This is a genomic window from Hydrotalea sp. GW822-HT8A01, from assembly GCF_058798575.1.
Genome location: NZ_CM179506.1, coordinates 1,245,606 through 1,263,614 on the forward strand (window position 1 = coordinate 1,245,606; position 18,009 = coordinate 1,263,614).

13 protein-coding genes are annotated in these 18,009 nt (G+C 39.1%); 12 read left to right on the forward strand and 1 reads right to left on the reverse strand.

The features are described 5' to 3' along the window. Positions 1-39 precede the first annotated feature (39 nt). The 10 genes from AC3QLY_RS05465 to AC3QLY_RS05510 all read left to right on the forward strand — a co-directional run bounded on the left by AC3QLY_RS05465 (position 40) and on the right by AC3QLY_RS05510 (position 13,370). Positions 40-2,955 carry an alpha-amylase family glycosyl hydrolase gene (locus AC3QLY_RS05465; RefSeq protein WP_492990872.1) on the forward strand — a complete coding sequence of 972 codons (2,916 nt, stop codon included), beginning with the start codon at positions 40-42 and terminating at the stop codon, positions 2,953-2,955. Positions 2,956-2,996: 41 nt separating this feature from the next. Then, positions 2,997-4,193: a TonB-dependent receptor plug domain-containing protein gene (locus AC3QLY_RS05470; RefSeq protein ID WP_492990874.1), complete on the forward strand. Its 1,197-nt coding sequence runs from the start codon at positions 2,997-2,999 to the stop codon at positions 4,191-4,193. 57 nt (positions 4,194-4,250) lie between these two features. Then, on the forward strand, positions 4,251-5,993 hold the full coding sequence (locus tag AC3QLY_RS05475) for a SusC/RagA family TonB-linked outer membrane protein (RefSeq protein WP_492990876.1): 1,743 nt from the start codon (positions 4,251-4,253) through the stop codon (positions 5,991-5,993). Positions 5,994-6,030: 37 nt separating this feature from the next. Continuing rightward, positions 6,031-7,647 carry a RagB/SusD family nutrient uptake outer membrane protein gene (locus AC3QLY_RS05480; protein WP_492990878.1) on the forward strand — a complete coding sequence of 539 codons (1,617 nt, stop codon included), beginning with the start codon at positions 6,031-6,033 and terminating at the stop codon, positions 7,645-7,647. A 123-nt stretch (positions 7,648-7,770) separates the two neighbouring features. Further along, the gene (locus AC3QLY_RS05485) at positions 7,771-8,625 is read left to right on the forward strand and encodes a SusE domain-containing protein (RefSeq protein ID WP_492990880.1); all 855 of its coding nucleotides are present in this window, start codon (positions 7,771-7,773) and stop codon (positions 8,623-8,625) included. 63 nt (positions 8,626-8,688) lie between these two features. Continuing rightward, positions 8,689-10,065 carry a SusE domain-containing protein gene (locus AC3QLY_RS05490; RefSeq protein WP_492990883.1) on the forward strand — a complete coding sequence of 459 codons (1,377 nt, stop codon included), beginning with the start codon at positions 8,689-8,691 and terminating at the stop codon, positions 10,063-10,065. Between the two features lie 157 nt (positions 10,066-10,222). Further along, positions 10,223-11,098 (forward strand): YicC/YloC family endoribonuclease, encoded by an 876-nt coding sequence (locus AC3QLY_RS05495; protein WP_068242144.1) that lies wholly within the window; start codon positions 10,223-10,225, stop codon positions 11,096-11,098. 81 nt (positions 11,099-11,179) lie between these two features. Then, on the forward strand, positions 11,180-11,641 hold the full coding sequence (locus AC3QLY_RS05500; protein WP_218331721.1) for a gliding motility lipoprotein GldH: 462 nt from the start codon (positions 11,180-11,182) through the stop codon (positions 11,639-11,641). After that, complete coding sequence (locus AC3QLY_RS05505; RefSeq protein ID WP_218331719.1) at positions 11,638-12,621, forward strand: sensor histidine kinase; 984 nt, start codon at positions 11,638-11,640, stop codon at positions 12,619-12,621. The genes AC3QLY_RS05500 and AC3QLY_RS05505 overlap by 4 nt, the downstream gene beginning before the upstream one ends. 41 nt (positions 12,622-12,662) lie before the next feature. Further along, positions 12,663-13,370: a response regulator transcription factor gene (locus AC3QLY_RS05510; protein ID WP_218331717.1), complete on the forward strand. Its 708-nt coding sequence runs from the start codon at positions 12,663-12,665 to the stop codon at positions 13,368-13,370. Here AC3QLY_RS05510 and AC3QLY_RS05515 read toward each other — a convergent pair. Continuing rightward, entirely contained in the window at positions 13,354-15,114 is a 1,761-nt protein-coding gene (locus AC3QLY_RS05515) for a BatD family protein (RefSeq protein ID WP_492990887.1), read from the reverse strand. The two genes, AC3QLY_RS05510 and AC3QLY_RS05515, sit on opposite strands and share 17 nt — an antisense overlap. A 109-nt stretch (positions 15,115-15,223) precedes the next feature. Here AC3QLY_RS05515 and AC3QLY_RS05520 point away from each other — a divergent pair, with 109 nt between their 5' ends. Further along, the gene (locus AC3QLY_RS05520; protein ID WP_218331713.1) at positions 15,224-16,360 is read left to right on the forward strand and encodes a formimidoylglutamase; all 1,137 of its coding nucleotides are present in this window, start codon (positions 15,224-15,226) and stop codon (positions 16,358-16,360) included. A gap of 9 nt (positions 16,361-16,369) precedes the next feature. Beyond that, complete coding sequence (locus AC3QLY_RS05525) at positions 16,370-17,743, forward strand: D-alanyl-D-alanine carboxypeptidase/D-alanyl-D-alanine-endopeptidase (RefSeq protein WP_218331711.1); 1,374 nt, start codon at positions 16,370-16,372, stop codon at positions 17,741-17,743. Positions 17,744-18,009 lie beyond the last annotated feature (266 nt).

An 18,009-nucleotide genomic window follows, 5' to 3' on the forward strand; every position in this document is an offset into this window, starting at 1 on the left:
ACACATTGCTGCAAACGTTTGCAGTACAACTTGAACCATATGAAACGATTTCTACTTGCTATTTTGTTGATTTTAACAGGTATAACAGTCGATGCGCAATTATTAAGATGGTCGCCTGCTTTTATTCAGGATACCAGTGCTTCTATTACCATTACCTGCGATGCAACCAAAGGAAACAAGGGATTATTGAATTACACACCTGCTACAGATGTATATGTACATATTGGTGTAATTACTTCTGCAAGCACATCATCATCAGACTGGAAATATGTACCCTTTACCTGGGGCACCACCAACCCTGCTGCCAATGCGCCAGCTGCCGGTACCAATTTGTGGCGGTATACCATTACCGGTGGTTTACGATCATTTTTTAATATCACCAATCCTTCTGAAAAGATTCTAAAAATTGCCATTCTTTTTCGAAATGGCAATGGCAGTATTAAACAAACCAATGCCGATGGTTCGGATATGTATATCCCGGTGTATGATAATGGATTGTATGCAAGAATTGATACACCCTTAAAACAACCTACTTATATACCCATCATTGAGCCGGTTACAAAAAATGTGGGTGATGTGTTGAATATCAATGCAAAAGCCAGCCAGCCCTCACGCCTTACCATTTATTATAACGGTACTGCCATTGCGTACGATAGTGCCGTTACACAACTATCTGCAGCACCCACTATTGCAGTAGCAGGCACACAAACCGTGATTGCAGAAGCATATAGCGGAAGTGCATTTTCGAGAGATACAGTAAGTTTTTTAGTTTCCGGCGGAACCAATTTTGCTCCATTGCCGGCCGGTGTTACCGATGGTATTAACTATGAACCCGGCGATACTTCTGCTACTTTGGTGTTATATGCGCCTAAGAAAACTAAAATTATTGTACTGGGTGATTTTAATAACTGGGCTCCCTCTTTAAATTACCAGATGAATGAAACCCCCGACAGCCTGCGCTTTTGGATTCGGTTAACCGGTTTAACGCCCGGTGTAGAATATGCTTATCAGTATCAGATAGATGGTAGCTTAACTGTGGCCGATTACAATGCAGAAAAAATATTGGATAAAAATGTAGATCCACAAATACCCTCAACTACTTACCCTAATTTAAAACCATTCCCTGCCAATGCAGTGGGTTCAATTGTAAGTGTATTGCAAACAGCAAAGCCTGCCTACAACTGGCAAGTTACCAATTTCTTCCGCCCTGATAAGCGCAACTTGCTGATATATGAATTGCTGATTCGCGATTTCACAGCTACACAAAATTGGAAAGGATTACAGGATACGTTAAGCTATTTAAAACGCCTCGGTGTGAATGCCATTGAAGTAATGCCCTTCAATAACTTTGAAGGATACAGCAGTTGGGGCTACAACCCTAATTTTTACTTTGCGCCCGATAAAGTGTATGGCACTGAAACAGCAGTGAAACAATTTATAGATGCCTGTCATCAGCAAGGCATTGCTGTTATAATGGATATGGTAATGAATCATTCATTCGGTTCTTCACCAATGGTGCAAATGTATTGGGACCCGGTAAAAAATATTCCTGCTGCCAATAATCCATGGTTCAATCAGTATCCTACCCATGCATATAATGTTGGGTATCAGTTCAATCACCAAAGTCAGGCTACCATTGATTTTAGAAACCGCGTCATAACCTACTGGCTTACTAAATATAAAATTGACGGATTTAGATGGGATTTGGCTAAAGGCTTTACCCAAAAAAATACCTGCGATGCTTTTGGCAACAATTGTAATGTAGCTGCATGGGGCAATTATGATACAGCCAGGGTAGCCACTTGGAAAAATATTTATGATAAAATTCAATCTGTTTCACAAGGGGCTTATTGCATATTAGAAATGTTTGCAGATAATTCGGAAGAGCAGGTAGAAGCCAATTATGGCATGATGATTTGGGGAAATTTAAACAGCAATTTTAATCAGGCTACCATGGGTTACAGCAACCCTTCCTGGGATGTAAGTTATGGTGTGTACACCAATCGGGGTTACAACCAACCCAACCTTATTACTTATATGGAAAGCCATGACGAAGAAAGGCTGATGTATAAAAATGAACAATATGGTAATAGCAATGGTAGTTATGCCATAAAAGATACTGCTACCGGTTTAAAACGCAATGCTATGGCTACTGCTTTATGGGCCATGATTCCCGGTCCTAAAATGTTGTGGCAATTTGGTGAGTTGGGTTATGACTATAGTATTAACACTTGTCCTAATGGAACTGTAGATGCTACCGGTGGATGCCGTACTGATCCTAAACCGCTGCGTTGGGATTATTACAGCAACCCCAATCGGTTGGCATTGTATAATGTATATGCCCAACTGCTTAAACTAAGAACCAATCCGGTTTACAGTTCAACATTTACAGCGCCAAAAAATATCAGTTATAATTTAGGTAATGCTTTTAAACAGTTAATCGTTACCGGCGATTCATTAAGCGTTGTATTTGTGGGTAATTTTGATGTAAATCAGCAATCCACCTCCGTTACCTTCCCTTCTGCGGGTACTTGGTACAGTTATTTATCTTCAAAAACCATTACCGCATCAGGCGGTGCCGATAACATTACATTGCAACCGGGTGAATATTATGTATACACCAATAAGAATGTAAACAATACTGTAGTAACGGCCGTAACACCGGTGAATAATCCGTTAGAAAACATGCAATTGCAGATATCACCTAATCCTGCTAATGCAGCAGCTATGGTGAAGTTTCAGGTACCGGCAAGCGGTGTGGTACGATTAGATGTGTATAATATAGACGGGCAATATATGGCCAATATATGGAATGGGTTTAAACCCAAAGGCATGCAAACAATTTCTTTGTATGCCAATGGGTTTAGCAGTGCAGGTTTGCCAAATGGAGTTTATTTTTTAGTGATGGAACAAAACGGACAAAGAAAAGTGCAACAATTTTTATTAGCGAAATAAATCAACTTTTTTACTTCTTAAAAAACAGAAAACATACAACTATGAATTTAAAACGACTGCTTGTTGCTGTTACGCTGGCCCTGTTTGCTTTTAGTGTGCCTGCGTTAGCCCAAAACAAGGAGGTTACCGGGAAAGTAACCGATGTAAAAGATGGTAGTCCGTTAGCCGGTGTAACTGTTGCCATAAAAGGCACGCAGATTGCTACCGCAACCGATGCCAATGGTTTATTTAAATTAAAAGTACCAGCTGATGCCAAAACGCTTACCATTTCAAGCATTGGTTTTGCAACACGTGAGGTACCTGTTGAAGCAGGTGAAATGAGCATTGGTTTATCGGCCATTAGCACTTCATTAAATGAGGTAGTAGTAATTGGTTATGGTACCAGCCGTAAAAAAGATTTAACCGGTTCGGTCATCAATCTTACGACAAAGGATTTTAACAAAGGTAGCATTACCACTCCTGAACAATTAATTATGGGTAAAGCAGCCGGTGTACAAATTACTTCGAATGGTGGTGCGCCCGGTGCAGGTAGTACCATACGTATACGCGGTGGGGCTTCATTAAATGCCAGTAACGATCCTTTAATTGTGATTGACGGTGTGCCCTTGTCGAATAACCAAATTTCTGGACAAGCTAATCCGCTTTCTTTAATTAATCCCGATGATATTGCCAGTTTTACTGTGCTGAAAGATGCCTCTGCTACCGCTATTTATGGGGCCCGTGGTTCAAATGGTGTTATCATTATTACTACCAAAACCGGCTCAAAAGGTAAACCTAAATTCAGCTTTACATCACAACTATCGGTATATACGCCCACTAAAGAAGTGCCGGTATTAACTCCTACACAGTTTCGTGCATACGTAAATGCCAATGGTAATGCTACACAAAAAGCATTAATGGGTAATGCCAATACCGATTGGCAAAAAGAAATATACCATACTGCTTTGGGCCAAAATAATGAGCTAAGTATGTCGGGCTCTTTGAAAAATATGCCCTACAGAATTTCAGCGGGCTTTTTAAATCAGGATGGTATTTTGAAAACCGATAACTTAAAAAGAACATCTTTAAGTATAAACTTAAATCCGCATTTGTTTGATAATCATTTAAATATTCAATTAAGTGTATTAGGTACTTACAGCCAAAGCCGTTTTGCGAACCAGGGTGCTATTGGTGCTGCTGTTAATTTCGATCCAACACAACCGGTATACTCCGGCAGCAATCGTTTTGGTGGATATTGAGAGTGGTTAGATCCTACTTCCATCAGCGGATTAAAAGGCCTTGCGCCTCGTAACCCATTGGGCTTGTTAATGATGCGGGAAGATAAAAGCACCGTGCAAAGAAGTATTGGTAGTGCTCAGTTCGATTATAAAGTACACTTCCTGCCCGACTTACATGCTAAATTGAATTTGAGTTATGATATTTCTCAGGGTGAAGGAACCATTTATGTACCCGATAGTGCTGCCGCCAGCTACAAACGCTTTGTAGATGGCAATGGTAATTACCATAGTGGTGTGAAAAACCACTACAAACAAACCAATTCCAATACCTTTTTACAGTTTTATTTGAATTATGTAAAAGATTTAAAATCAATACGTAGCCGCATTGACGTAATGGGTGGTTATGAATACAACGATTATTTAACTACCAATTATTATTATGCCGATTATTCTGCTAACGGCGTAAAAGCACCTAATTCAGATCCTACTTATCCGTTCGATAAACCCGAGAATACCATCCTTTCCTATTTCGGCCGTTTGAATTATACTTATGCCGATAAATATTTATTAACAGCTACTTTCCGTCGCGATGGTTCTTCTCGCTTTAGTCCCAATAACCGTTGGGGTAATTTCCCATCTGTAGCCGTTGCGTGGAAAATTAATCAGGAAAATTTTCTGAAAAATGTAAATGCATTGTCTGATTTAAAATTACGAGCCAGCTATGGTATCACAGGCCAGCAGGATGGTATTGGTAACTACGATTATATTTCTTATTATGGTTTAAGTAATGCAACCGCGCAATACGATTTTGGGGGAACGTATTACCAAATGTTCCGCCCCGGTGGTTATTATGCCAATCGTAAATGGGAGCAAACCGCCACCAGTAATATTGCTTTAGATTATGGCTTTCTCAACAATCGTATTACCGGTAGCATTGAGTATTATTATAGAAAAACAACCAACTTGTTAAACCTGATTAACCAACCTGCAGGTACCAATTTCTCTAACCAAATTGTGGCTAATGTGGGCGATATGGAAAACAAAGGTTTGGAATTTACCATTAATGCCACACCGGTTCGTACCAAAGATTTAGAGTGGAATGTAGGTTTTAATATTACTTACAATACCAATAAAATTACCAAATTAACCATTTCTAATGATCCCAATTATCCGGGTAACTTATACGGTGGTATTTCAGGCGGAACCGGAAATACCATCTTAATTAACTCAGTTGGTTATCCGCGTGGTTCATTTTATGTGTATAAACAGATTTATGATAAATCAGGCAAACCCATTGAAAATTTATTTGCCGATTTAAACAGAGATGGTATTATTACCGCCAGCGATTTATACCGTTATAAATATGCCGATCCTCGTGTATTCTTAGGGTTTAATACTAATTTAAATTACAAAAAATGGAATGGGGGTTTTTCTATGCGTGCCAACCTGGGTAACTACTTATACAACAACGTAGCATCCAGCACCGGTACCATGAAGAATATTTTGAATCCTTTAGGTTATTTGAGTAATGGTTCATCTGATGTATTAAATACCAACTTTACTGGCAATGGCACCAACTATTACTTGTCTGATTATTATGTACAGAATGCCTCATTCTTAAGAATGGATAATATTTTCATAGGCTACAATTTCGGGAAAGTGTTTAAAAATACAGTGGGCTTGCGTTTAGGCGCCAGTGTTCAGAATGTGTTTGTGATTACCGATTACAAAGGCACCGATCCTGAAATTAGCGGCGGTATAGACAACAATTTCTATATCAGGCCCAGAACCTTTGTATTGAACCTGAATTTAGATTTTTAATCAAAATTCCATTTGCTACAATTATAAAAAATAAGATATGAAAAATAATTTGCTTAAAATAACAATGGTGGCTACACTGGCAGCAGGAGTAATGATATCCTGCACCAAGAAGTTAGATCTAACCCCCACCAATGGTATAACCGCCAATCAGGTGTTTAGTACAGCGCAGGGGTATATAGAAGCGGCTGCAAAAGTATATGGCAGTTTTGCATTAACCGGAAATCAGGGTCCGGCCGGTAGTGGCGATATTCAGGGAATTGATGAAGGTACTTCCGATTTCTTTCGTCTGTATTGGAATGCACAGGAGTTAAGTACTGATGAAGCCGTTGTGGCCTGGGGCGATCCGGGTTTACAAGATTTTCATTTAATGAACTGGACTGCCAATAACCCCATGTTGCAAGGTTTGTATTATCGTTCTTTCTATCAAATAACATTATGTAACAATTTCATCAATCAGGCTTCTGATGCTAATCTGGCGGCCAGGGGCATTACCGGAACCAATGCAGATAATATTCGCAGCTTTAGAACAGAGGCACGTTTTTTAAGAGCTTATCAATACAGTGTGCTCATGGATTTATTTGGTAATCCACCATTTGCAACGGAGAAGGATGCCATTGGTTCATTCCTGCCCAAACAAATTAAACGTGCCGACTTATTCAACTATGTTGAATCTGAATTGAAAGCCTGTGATTCCAGCTTGCCGGCACCAAAAGCTAACCAGTATGGCAGGGCCGATAAAGCTGCAGCAGAAGCTTTATTAGCACGTATTTATTTGAATGCACAGGTGTATACCGGAACTGCTCGATATACTGATGCAATTACCTATGCTTCTAAAGTAATTAATGAAGGCTATAGTTTAATGCCCGATTATCGGTGGTTAATGCGTGCAGATAATAACTTAAATACCAATGAATTTATTTTTACCATTAACTATGATGGCTTAAAAACACAAAATTATGGCGGTTCAACATTCCTCTGCCACGGTTCATTAGGCGGCAGCATGAATGCCGGCGATTATGGATTGGATGCGGCCTGGGCCGGTATGCGAACCACTAAAAGTTTAGTGAATTTATTTCCTGACCCCAACGGCAATGCCGACCAACGTGCTGAATTTTATACCAATGGTCAGAATTTAGAAATCAATTCACTCACCACTTTTACCGATGGATATGCCGTTCAAAAATTCATCAATAAAACAAGGCCTACCACACCTAATGTATTAACATCGGGCAATAATGGCTCTAATCCCACATTTGCCGATGTTGATATTCCCTTATTCCGCCTGCCTGAAATGTATTTAATTTATGCAGAAGCGGTTTTACGTGGGGGTACAGGTGGCAGCGTTTCACAGGCATTAACCTATATCAATCAATTGCGCACCCGTGCTTATGGTGGCAGCACTGCAGGAAATATTGGAACAGCTGATTTAACACTCGATTTTATTTTAGCAGAACGTTCTCGTGAATTGTATTGGGAAGGATTTAGAAGAACCGATTTAATTCGCTATGGCAAGTTCACAACATCAGCCTATTTATGGCCTTGGAAAGGTGGCGTGCCTACCGGAACATCTGTAGGCGATTACAGAAACCTGTATCCATTGCCTTCATCAGATGTATCTTCTAATACCAACTTAACGCAAAATCCGGGCTATTAATTTTCAGGCTGCCGGCCTTCCACAAAATGTTGGCAGCTGTATTAAAATAAAGAAATTTATACAGCGAATATTGAAAATAAAACAGCAGATTCTTTATAAATAAACATTTTAAAATATACACAAATGAAAACATTACTTGCCAAACTCCTCATCTTCGGTGTAGCCATGGCATTGTTTGCATCTTGTAAAAAAGATGATGCCATCGATACCTTTCAGGGTGGCACTGCTCCGGTGTTAACTGCATCGGTAACAGGTAACATTCCGTTAAGTTATGCTACTGCAGGCAATACTGCATTTACCTTAAATTGGACCAATCCAAACTACATGTTCACATCGGGCATTAGTTCACAAAATGTATCTTACTTAATTGAAATAGATACCACAGGTTCTAATTTTACCAATCCTAATCGTCAAGCAGTATCCGTTAGTCCCGATTTAAGCATCACATTTACCCAAAGCCAGTTTAACGATTATTTGTTGAACCAGTTGGGACTTGCCCCTGGCGTACAGCACAATATTGAAATAAGAGTAACCGCTTCCATCAACTCAGTAAAAGCAACCAACTTGCTCTCAAATGTTTTGAAATTTACTGCTACACCCTATGCCATTCCTCCTAAAGTGCAGCCACCAGCATCAGGAAATTTATTTTTAATTGGTGGCGATCCTAAATTAAATTCCTGGGGCAATCCGGTACCAACACCGCAGTTGCAGTTTAAACAAGTAACACCAACATTATATACTATTACGGTGCAAATGAGTGGAGGTGATAATACTACATCTGCTAATCAATATTTGTTTATACCGGTAAATGGTGACTGGTCGCATAAATATGCCACAAAAGCATCATTAAGTCCAACAGAAACCGGTGGTGGTTTTGGTTATGATTTAAGTGATAATTTTCCCGGCCCCACTGCTCCGGGTACGTATACCATTACCGTTGATTTTCAAAAAGGGAAATATACAGTTGTTAAACAATAACATACGTTCAACTTACTGAACAGGTTTACTAAACAACAATTGATAATAAGAAAAAATAAATATATGAAACCAATTTTTAAACTCAGCTTTCTTGCTTTACTTCTTGCAGTAATTTTTACTGCCTGCGATAAGGTGGGAAGCTTGCCTACTTATAAGCCTGGCACTGTGGTAACATTAAGTGCATCAGCTACTAGTATTGCGCCTGCCATGGCCGATTCCGATAAAGTAGTGCTTACACTGAACTGGACAAATCCCAATTATTCCGTTGATACTTCTAATGTGAAGTTTATTGTTGAAATCGACTCTTCCGGCAGAAATTTTGCCAAAGAAGTTACCCGTGTGGTGAATGTTACCCGCAGCTATTCTTTTACAGCAAAAGATTTGAATAATATTTTGCTGGGCTTTGGCTTTGCTTACAACACCAAATACCCCATTGATTTTAGAATTACTTCCTCTTATGCCAATAACAATGAGCAACTGAAATCAAATGTAGTTACGATTAACTTTACAACATATAAAGTTCCACCCAAAGTAACGCCACCTGCTTCTAAAACACTTTTTTTAGTGGGCAGTGCCACAGCAGGGGCATGGAGCAATCCGGTACCATTACCTGCACAACAATTCAAAATGCTCGATTCTGTAACCTATCAGGGTAATTTTTATCTGAATGGAGGCGCTGAATACCTTTTGTTGCCTGTAAATGGCGACTGGAGCAATAAATATTCCGTAGCCGATAAAACTGTTCCCGGATTAAGCGCCGGTGGTAGTTTTGGAGCCAACCTAAGCGATAATATTCCCGGCCCGGCCAATACCGGTATTTATACCATTACGGTCGATTTTCAGCATGGCACTTTTACTGTAGTATCTGCACAGAAATTTGGTTTGCTATGGGTTCCCGGCGATTATCAGGGCTGGAATCCGGCAACAGCGCCTAACCTCGGTTCCCCTAAAAACGATGGTAATTACGATGGTTATATCAACATTCCTTCCGGTGGTTCCTATCAGTTTAAATTCACAACCGCACCCAATTGGAATAATGTATTGGGCGATGGTGGCGGAGGCACCTTAAGTCCGAGCGGAGGTAACCTTAGTGTTCCGGCCGGCGGTTACTACCATATTGTAGCCAATACTAATAACAATACCTGGTCAGCTACAGCAACTACTTGGAGTGTAATTGGTAGTTTTAGTGCCAGTGGCTGGAGCAATGATATTAATTTAACGTATGATGCAGGATCCAATACCTGGTCAGGTACCATTACTGCAACTGCAGGCGATCAGTTTAAGTTCCGCGCCAATCACGATTGGGGCTTAAATTATGGCGATACCGGTGCCGATGGTAGTTTAGACCTTGGTGGCGATAACATTAACCTTACTGCAGGTACACATAAAATTATTTTGTACTTAACCGGTGCGGGTTATTATACTTACACCATTCAATAATTTTTTCTTATTCTTTTTTTAAGCCGGGTACACTACTGCCCGGCTTTTTTATGCCTGTGCTTGGCTACTGTTTTTACCGGTATCAGGTAAACAATTCATCAGTCATTGATACATTACAATTAAACATTGCTTACTTTGCAAACACTAAAAAGGTATTATGTTATATTCAATGACCGGTTATGGAAGAACAGAACAAAGTATTGGTGATAAAACATTTATTGTAGAACTCCGCTCCCTGAACGGCAAACAATTCGATTTGCGATTGCAGATGCCTGCCATGTTAAAACCTTTTGAGTTCGATATTCGCAGTATGTTAAGCGAATCGCTGGAAAGAGGAAGTATAGAATGTATCATCAATCTAAAACAAAATGGCGGTGCAAAACCCGTAACCATTAATACCGATTTGTTAAAAGCTTACTATACCTCAGTTGTGCAAATAGCACATGAACTGAATGCAGAGGCCGATCACCTGCTGGCGGCTGTTTTAAGATTACCCGAAGTGGTGGTGAATACTACCGAAGTAATGACTGACGAGGAATGGGTAAGCTTTAAAAAAATATTGGACACCGCCCTGCAACAATTAAAACAACATCGTTTACAGGAAGGTAAGTCTATTGAAAAAGATTTATTGCTGCGCCTGCAGAATATTGAAGCACAGCAAAAACAAATTGCAGCTTTAGAACCTTTACGTCGCGAAAAAATAAGGGAGAATATTGTAAAATTGTTGGAAGAATGGGTAGGAAAAGATAATTATGATGCAAACCGGTTAGAACAGGAACTCATTTACTATATTGAAAAAATTGATATCAGTGAAGAACAGGTTAGGTTGCAAAATCATTGTAACTATTTCCGTTCTATTATTGAAGCCAACGAAAGCAGCAAAGGCAAAAAACTCTCTTTTATATTGCAGGAGTTTGGCAGGGAAATCAATACCACCGGTTCAAAGGCCAATGATGCTGCCATTCAAAAATGTGTGGTATTAATGAAAGATGAATTGGAAAAAGCGAAGGAACAAGTATTGAACGTTTTATAACAAGTAACGTTATTTTTAAATACAACTCAATTTAAGTAGAAATAGCTGCCGGCTGTTTCTCATCAAAATATACCTCAACCTATGAAGCATCGCTACTTCTTTATTGTTATGGTAGTATTGATAATGACCGCATGTACTACTCTGAATGTATTTGAAAAATCAATTCCTTTTCCAAGTCATACCTGGAGCAGTACCGATACCCCTTCTTTTCATTTTAATATTACCGATACCAATGCCTTCTATAATTTGTATGTAGTGTTCAGGCATGAAGATGGCTATCGCTACAAAAACATTTGGCTGCATATTACTGTTCATGATCCCGATTCAACCTATAGCTTCAACAGAGAATTTACCCTTGCCAACAATATGGGTTGGTTAGGTACAGCACTGGATGATATTGTAGACCATCGTGTGGCTTTTAATGCGTTACCTGCTAAATTAAAAAAGGGACAATATACATTTACCCTGCAACAGTTAATGCGGGAAGATCCGCTGCAACATGTGTTGAATGCAGGAATCAGGATAGAAAAATTTACACCATGAAGCTAACCTTTAAGCACAGATTAATTATAGTAAGTACCGTGTATTGGGTATTACTGCTCTATATTTTATCTGCTTTGCTTTGGTGGTTTATTGCGCTTAATCATCAAAATGATGCAATGACCTCGCTAAAACTTCAGGAAATTCAAACTTCAGATACCAATTATTTAAACCATGTAGCCAATATTTTACAGGAAAAACAACGCAAAACCGCACAATATATAGGAGAGGGGCTTACCTTTTTAGCGGTGATTATGATTGGCGCTGCATTTGTTTACCGCGCCACACGCCGCCAGATTAAACTATCGCAGCAACAGCAAAATTTTATGATGGCTGTTACGCATGAATTAAAAACCCCTATTGCCGTTGCACAACTTAATTTAGAAACTTTACAAAAAAGAAAATTGGAACCCGCTGTTCAGGAAAAATTATTGAGCAATACCCTGCAGGAAACCAATCGTTTAAATACACTTTGCAACAATATTTTATTTATGGCACAGTTAGAAGGCGGGGCTTACACAGTCAGTCATCAAAAGCTGAATATGGCAGCACTGGCGGATACTTGTGTAAAAGAAGCCATCAATCGTTTCCCCGGTCGCACTATTCAGGCGCACATTCAGGAGAATTGCTACGTAATGGGTGAACCGTTATTGTTACAAATGCTCATCAATAATTTAATTGAAAATGCGCTGAAGTATTCGCCTAAATCAGCACCTGTTTTATTACAATTATCTGCGCATGCACAATATGTTGTATTGGAAATAATAGATGAAGGTGCCGGTGTTGCAGAAGAAGAAAAGAAAAAAATATTCCGAAAATTTTACAGAACGGGTAATGAAAATGTGCGGAGCACAAAGGGTACCGGGTTAGGTCTGTACTTGTGTAAAAAAATTGCACAACAACACCACGCTACCATACAGGTATTGGATAATTTGCCCAATGGCAGTATTTTTAAAGTAACATTTCCTTTGTTGGAAGCGTAATTGTTGTTGTTGAAAGTTTATAACAAATCAATATAGAAGAAATGGCAGGAAAAGCAAGTATTTTATTGGCAGATGATGAAGAAAACTTACACGAAGCTTTAAAACTGAATTTAGAGTTAGAAGGCTATACCGTTACTTCTGCCTATAACGGAAGTGAGGCGCTAAAAGCTATTGCTAATGAGTATTTTGATTTAATTATATTAGATGTAATGATGCCCGAAGTAGATGGCATTAGCATAGCAGAAACCGTTCGGGTAAATAATAACGAAGTGCCTATTTTAATGTTAAGTGCAAAAAATACAGGAGCCGACCGGGTGCTGGGTTTAAAAAAAGGGGCCGACGATTATTTAACCAAACCCTTTAATTTAGAAGAGCTGTTAATACGAATAGAAAAACTGATTGAAAAGAATAAAAAATTGCAGGTAAAAGAAACCATTGGCGAGCAATATGATTTTGGAAATAACAAAATTGATTTTAAAGCGCAGGAAGCCATTACCTGGAATGGCACAAAAGTAGATTTGAGCAAAAAAGAAGCCATGCTGTTGAAATTACTGATTGAAAACAAAGGGGAAGTGGTATCCCGTGAAAAAATTTTACAGGTGGTTTGGGGTTACAATGTGTACCCCACTACCAGAACCATTGATAATTTTATACTAAACTTCCGGAAATATTTTGAGCAGGATAGTAAAAATCCTAAATACTTTCATTCAGTAAGAGGCTCCGGTTATAAGTTTACGCCGGAGGAATAAATAAAATTTTTAGCTGCTCTGCAATGTCATATCTGTTGGTATTAGCCACCTTCGCATACAATGCCCGGTTACATGCCGCTATTAATTCCTGTAATGCCTCTTTTCTGCTGCTATCTGTTTCCCGCTCTTCTTCTACCAATGCCATAGCTTTCACTGCTTTAAAAAAGGATATATCGTCTGGTATGGTTAGTAATTCGTAAATATGATTGGTTTCAATCGGTTGAACAATTGGCGACTCCTGTGTATTTGCTGTTATACCGGTTTCTTGTGCTGTAGTTTTATTGATTTGTGTTGCTGATGCCAGGCCAGGCTCTTGTTTGGCTGCGGCTTTCTTTTGCCTGCCATATACAATCCACCACCCAATGGCTACAATCAGTCCAATGCCGGGAATAATCCATATATATGTTGGATTGGTATTACCTTGGGTATACAAATCAGGATTGATGAAATTTTTTAAAGCAGGCCCCACCTGAATGGGAATACTGTCTGTTTGAATGGTTTGATAATCACCTGTTTCTGTATTATAAAAGTTGTATGTAATAGCGGGTATAACGGCATTGCCTTGTTGTTTACAGGTAAAAGGTATGGTAAAGGTTTTAGTACCCTCAGCAGGATATACTAATTTATTCACTTCACTTTCCTCTGCAATTGAGTAATGGGCAATATTTTTAGGCCAAATAATGGCAGGATCTGTAACCGATGAGAAATTGCCATTTCCCTTTATTTCAATCACTAATCTATTTACATCACCCGCCGTGTCAGTCTTTTTTTCCACACGGGCATTCATGGTAAAATGGCCAATAGCACCTGTAAAATGCTCGGGTTTGTTACGCAAGGGCAATGCCATTACTGTTAGTTGCATTGGTGCATTACTGCATAAACCGCTGTAGTCAACAGATCCATTAACGGCGTTGTTTTTTAACGTATAAAATGTTACTGTATTTTGAACGGTGGCTGCATTGAGTGTAATGGTACCCGTGGTTAATGGTATCAGTTGCACTTTCCTTATTATGAAAGTGTTGTACATTTTCCCATTCCATTGTTTTTTTTCAGAGTGTAAATCCTGAGTGGTCATTTCATACACCGTACATCCATTAAATGCCGGTTGCTGAATGAGTTTGGCCGAAGTTCGTAGCCGGGAATAAAGGGTATAGGTTACCAAAATAGGCTCGCCTACTACACATTTGCTTTTACTGGCTTCTACCCGAACAAAAATATTCTCTTTCGTTTTTTGCGCTGCATCTTCACCCGGAAATAAAATGGCATTGCGTTCTATACCGGTAGTTTCCTCTTCTTCATCGGGTTCAAAAAAACCTCCCGGCATTTGCACACCGGCTTGTGGCGAATGATCGGCAGGTATTTGCTGTTGTACCGTAATGGCAAGCGGCTTGCAATGTAAAGTAGTGTTGTTGATCTGTAAACCGGCTGCAGGTACAACCAATTTACCGGTTTTTTTAGGTTGTAGTAAGTATACAAAATTACTTTCTGCATGATACTTTCCGTTGGCATATACCTGTTGGGTTTGAAAGTCGGGCCCCGAAATAATATTCCAATTTTTAAAATCAGGTGCTTCCCAATTTTGCATTTCTGCTAAACCGGCATAAGTATAGCTTACCTGCAGTGTTTCTTTTAATCCGATTGTGGTATAGGTGGTATTAATTTGAAAGTTGCTTTGTGCAAATACAGAAACACCGGGCAGTGTCAATAAACCAACGAGTAAATAATATTTTAACAAATGAACCATAGGTACTAAACAAAAATAAAGCCTTACAGCCATGCTTTCAGTAAAATCTGGTTAATATGCGGTTAAAACATATTGCGCAATGATGTATGTTTGTTGAAAATAGTTTAGAATGAATTTTGAAAGTACGGTTGAATTTTTAGAACCGCTGCCTATTGATGCAATAGCCAATGAACAAATGTATCTGGAGTCGCATATAGGGGGGCAAATTGATATGCATATAGCCGATGCACCTTTTCCCAATATTGAAGAAGCCGATGTGGTATTGGTGGGTTGTAATGATATGCGTGGTGCCGGTATTCATAGCCATACATCAGGTACCGATGCTATTCGCGAAGCATTTTATCAATTGTTTTACTGGCACAAAGAAATAAAAATTGCCGACCTCGGTAATGTAAAACGAGGCGCTACTCTATCCGATTCGTATGCAGCATTAAAAACAGTAGTGCTTGAGTTAATGGCTAAAGGAAAAAGAGTAATGGTAATTGGCGGTTCACACGATCAAACACTGGCTTTGTACCAGGCTTTTGCTGATGCACAAAAAATTATAGAAGCAGTTTGTGTTGATTCGGTGATTGATTTAAATATGGATAGCCCTGCACCTGCTGATCATTTTTTAATACAAATGTTAACTTCAGAGCCCAATTATTTAAGACACTACAATCATATCGGGTTCCAGAGTTATTTAACGCATCCCAATATGTTGCAAACCATCGATAAATTAAGATTCGATTGTGTACGGGTGGGCAAGGTAAAAGAAAATATGGAAGAAGTAGAACCCTCTATTCGCAATGCGCATTTATTCAGCTTTGATATTTCGGCCATTCAGCATGCACATGCACCGGCCAACCGCTTAACACCAAACGGATTTACCGGCGAAGAGGCTTGTAAATTAATGCAGTTTGCCGGTATGAGCCATACCGTACAGGCCATGGGTATTTTTGGATATAATGCTGATAACGATGTACATAACCTCACTGCCAAACAAATTGCACACATGTTGTGGTATATGATGGATGGTATGCTGAAAAGCAAACAGGAAGCTCGTTTCGAAGAAAAGGAACATTTTAATTCTTTTCATTTGGCATTTGCAGAATTTGATACTGTTTTCATGCAAAGCAAAAAAACAGGCAGATGGTGGATGCAAACTTTTGATGGTAAATTTATTCCCTGCAGTAAAATGGATTATATCATTGCCTGCACCGATGAAATACCCGAACGTTGGTTACGTTATGCTGAACGCTTATAAAATTTGATTATGAAAATGATGGATGCACTGCTCCAAAAGCTTCAATCTTATCTTGCGGTTGCTATTGCAGTAATTTGTTTTACTTCCTGTATCACACATAAAAAAATACAGGCTGCACCGCCAAATGCTGCTACTGTTATCAACAATATAACAGTAGCAAAAAAAGCAGATGCATTAGACAGTCTGTTAGAGAACCCTGCCATTAAAGGTGCACAGGTGGGTATTTGTGTAGCAGATGCAGATAGCAGTAATTACCTGTTTCAATATCAGTCTGATAAATATTTTATACCCGCCAGTAACATGAAATTATTAACCTGTTATGCGGCCATGCAATATTTAGGGGATAGCTTAACAGCTTTACGTTATGTGGACAAAGGAAATGATACCATTGAGGTAGAACCCAATGGCGATCCTACTTTCTTAATTTCTGATTTTGCTAACCAGCCGGTATATCAGTTTCTAAAGCAACAAAAAAATATTTTGATAACCACCACTAATTGGAAAGACAATGCTTTAGGTGCCGGATGGGCATGGGATGATTATTCAGAAGATTATATGGCCGAACGCTCAGCCATGCCTGTTTATGGCAATGTGGCTACGTTTACCTATGGAAAAGTAGAACCTGCTTATTTTCAAGATAAGGTCAGTAATCCCAATCATATCCGTTCTCGTTTCTATGCTATTAAAAGAAACCTGGGTAGTAATCACTTTGAAATGATTCCTTCGGGAAGAGAAATGCACAGTGTACAAGTGCCTTTTTTTACGGCTCAAACCGGTTTATTGGCACAGTTGTTAACCGATACCCTGCATGTGCCGGTAACCGAAAGTAATTTTACACTGAACCGCCTGCCCGATGTGCAACGCATCTATTCCCAACCCACCGATTCACTGCTGAAAATAATGATGCACAGAAGCGATAATTTTTTTGCGGAACAGAGTTTATTAATGGTGAGCAATGAATTGCTGAGCGAAATGAATGACAGAAAAATCATTAACAGGTTATTGGAAACTGATTTTGCTGCCTTACCCCAAAAACCCAAATGGGTGGATGGCAGCGGATTAAGTCGCTATAATTTAATTACTCCCGCCGATTTGATTGCTGTTTTATTGAAAATGAAAAACAGTTTTGGTATGCCACGCATTACTGCCATTTTACCCGCCGCCAATGCGGGTACGTTAAGTGGGTATTACCAACCATTTTCCGGTAATTTATTTGCCAAAACAGGTACTCTCAGCAACCATGTAGCTATTAGCGGTTATGTAACTACGGCATCCGGTAAACCCATTGTATTTTCAGTATTGGTAAATAACCATGTAAGCAGTGCCACTGCGGTTAGAAGAGCTGTTGAAAATTACCTTACGGCTTTTATTCGCTCCCATTAAAAAAAGAGAGGTATCCATTTTTTGTCGGGATACTTTTTGCAGAATACACCCCACACACAAAAAATTTTGAAATACGAAGTATTCACGAACACCATTGGAAATAATACTGACGTGAGTAAATTAAAATTATTTGTATCCGTAAAAATATTTTTTCTGCGATGCACAGTAACCTTTATCTGGCGAATGATGGACTGATTCCTTACCCATTTTATTTCTTTGTTCTCTACTAAGTTTGCAAATTTCTAATGGCATTGAATCTATAGCAA

Excerpts from the sequence above, each read along its gene's own strand:
- AC3QLY_RS05465 (WP_492990872.1), top strand. The coding sequence starts at position 40 with ATGAAACGATTTCTACTTGCTATTTTGTTGATTTTAACAGGTATAACA.
- AC3QLY_RS05470 (WP_492990874.1), top strand. The coding sequence starts at position 2,997 with ATGAATTTAAAACGACTGCTTGTTGCTGTTACGCTGGCCCTGTTTGCT.
- AC3QLY_RS05480 (WP_492990878.1), top strand. The coding sequence starts at position 6,031 with ATGAAAAATAATTTGCTTAAAATAACAATGGTGGCTACACTGGCAGCA.
- AC3QLY_RS05485 (WP_492990880.1), top strand. The coding sequence starts at position 7,771 with ATGAAAACATTACTTGCCAAACTCCTCATCTTCGGTGTAGCCATGGCA.
- AC3QLY_RS05490 (WP_492990883.1), top strand. The coding sequence starts at position 8,689 with ATGAAACCAATTTTTAAACTCAGCTTTCTTGCTTTACTTCTTGCAGTA.
- AC3QLY_RS05495 (WP_068242144.1), top strand. The coding sequence starts at position 10,223 with ATGTTATATTCAATGACCGGTTATGGAAGAACAGAACAAAGTATTGGT.
- AC3QLY_RS05500 (WP_218331721.1), top strand. The coding sequence starts at position 11,180 with ATGAAGCATCGCTACTTCTTTATTGTTATGGTAGTATTGATAATGACC.
- AC3QLY_RS05505 (WP_218331719.1), top strand. The coding sequence starts at position 11,638 with ATGAAGCTAACCTTTAAGCACAGATTAATTATAGTAAGTACCGTGTAT.
- AC3QLY_RS05510 (WP_218331717.1), top strand. The coding sequence starts at position 12,663 with ATGGCAGGAAAAGCAAGTATTTTATTGGCAGATGATGAAGAAAACTTA.
- AC3QLY_RS05515 (WP_492990887.1), bottom strand. The coding sequence starts at position 15,114 with ATGGTTCATTTGTTAAAATATTATTTACTCGTTGGTTTATTGACACTG.
- AC3QLY_RS05520 (WP_218331713.1), top strand. The coding sequence starts at position 15,224 with ATGAATTTTGAAAGTACGGTTGAATTTTTAGAACCGCTGCCTATTGAT.
- AC3QLY_RS05525 (WP_218331711.1), top strand. The coding sequence starts at position 16,370 with ATGAAAATGATGGATGCACTGCTCCAAAAGCTTCAATCTTATCTTGCG.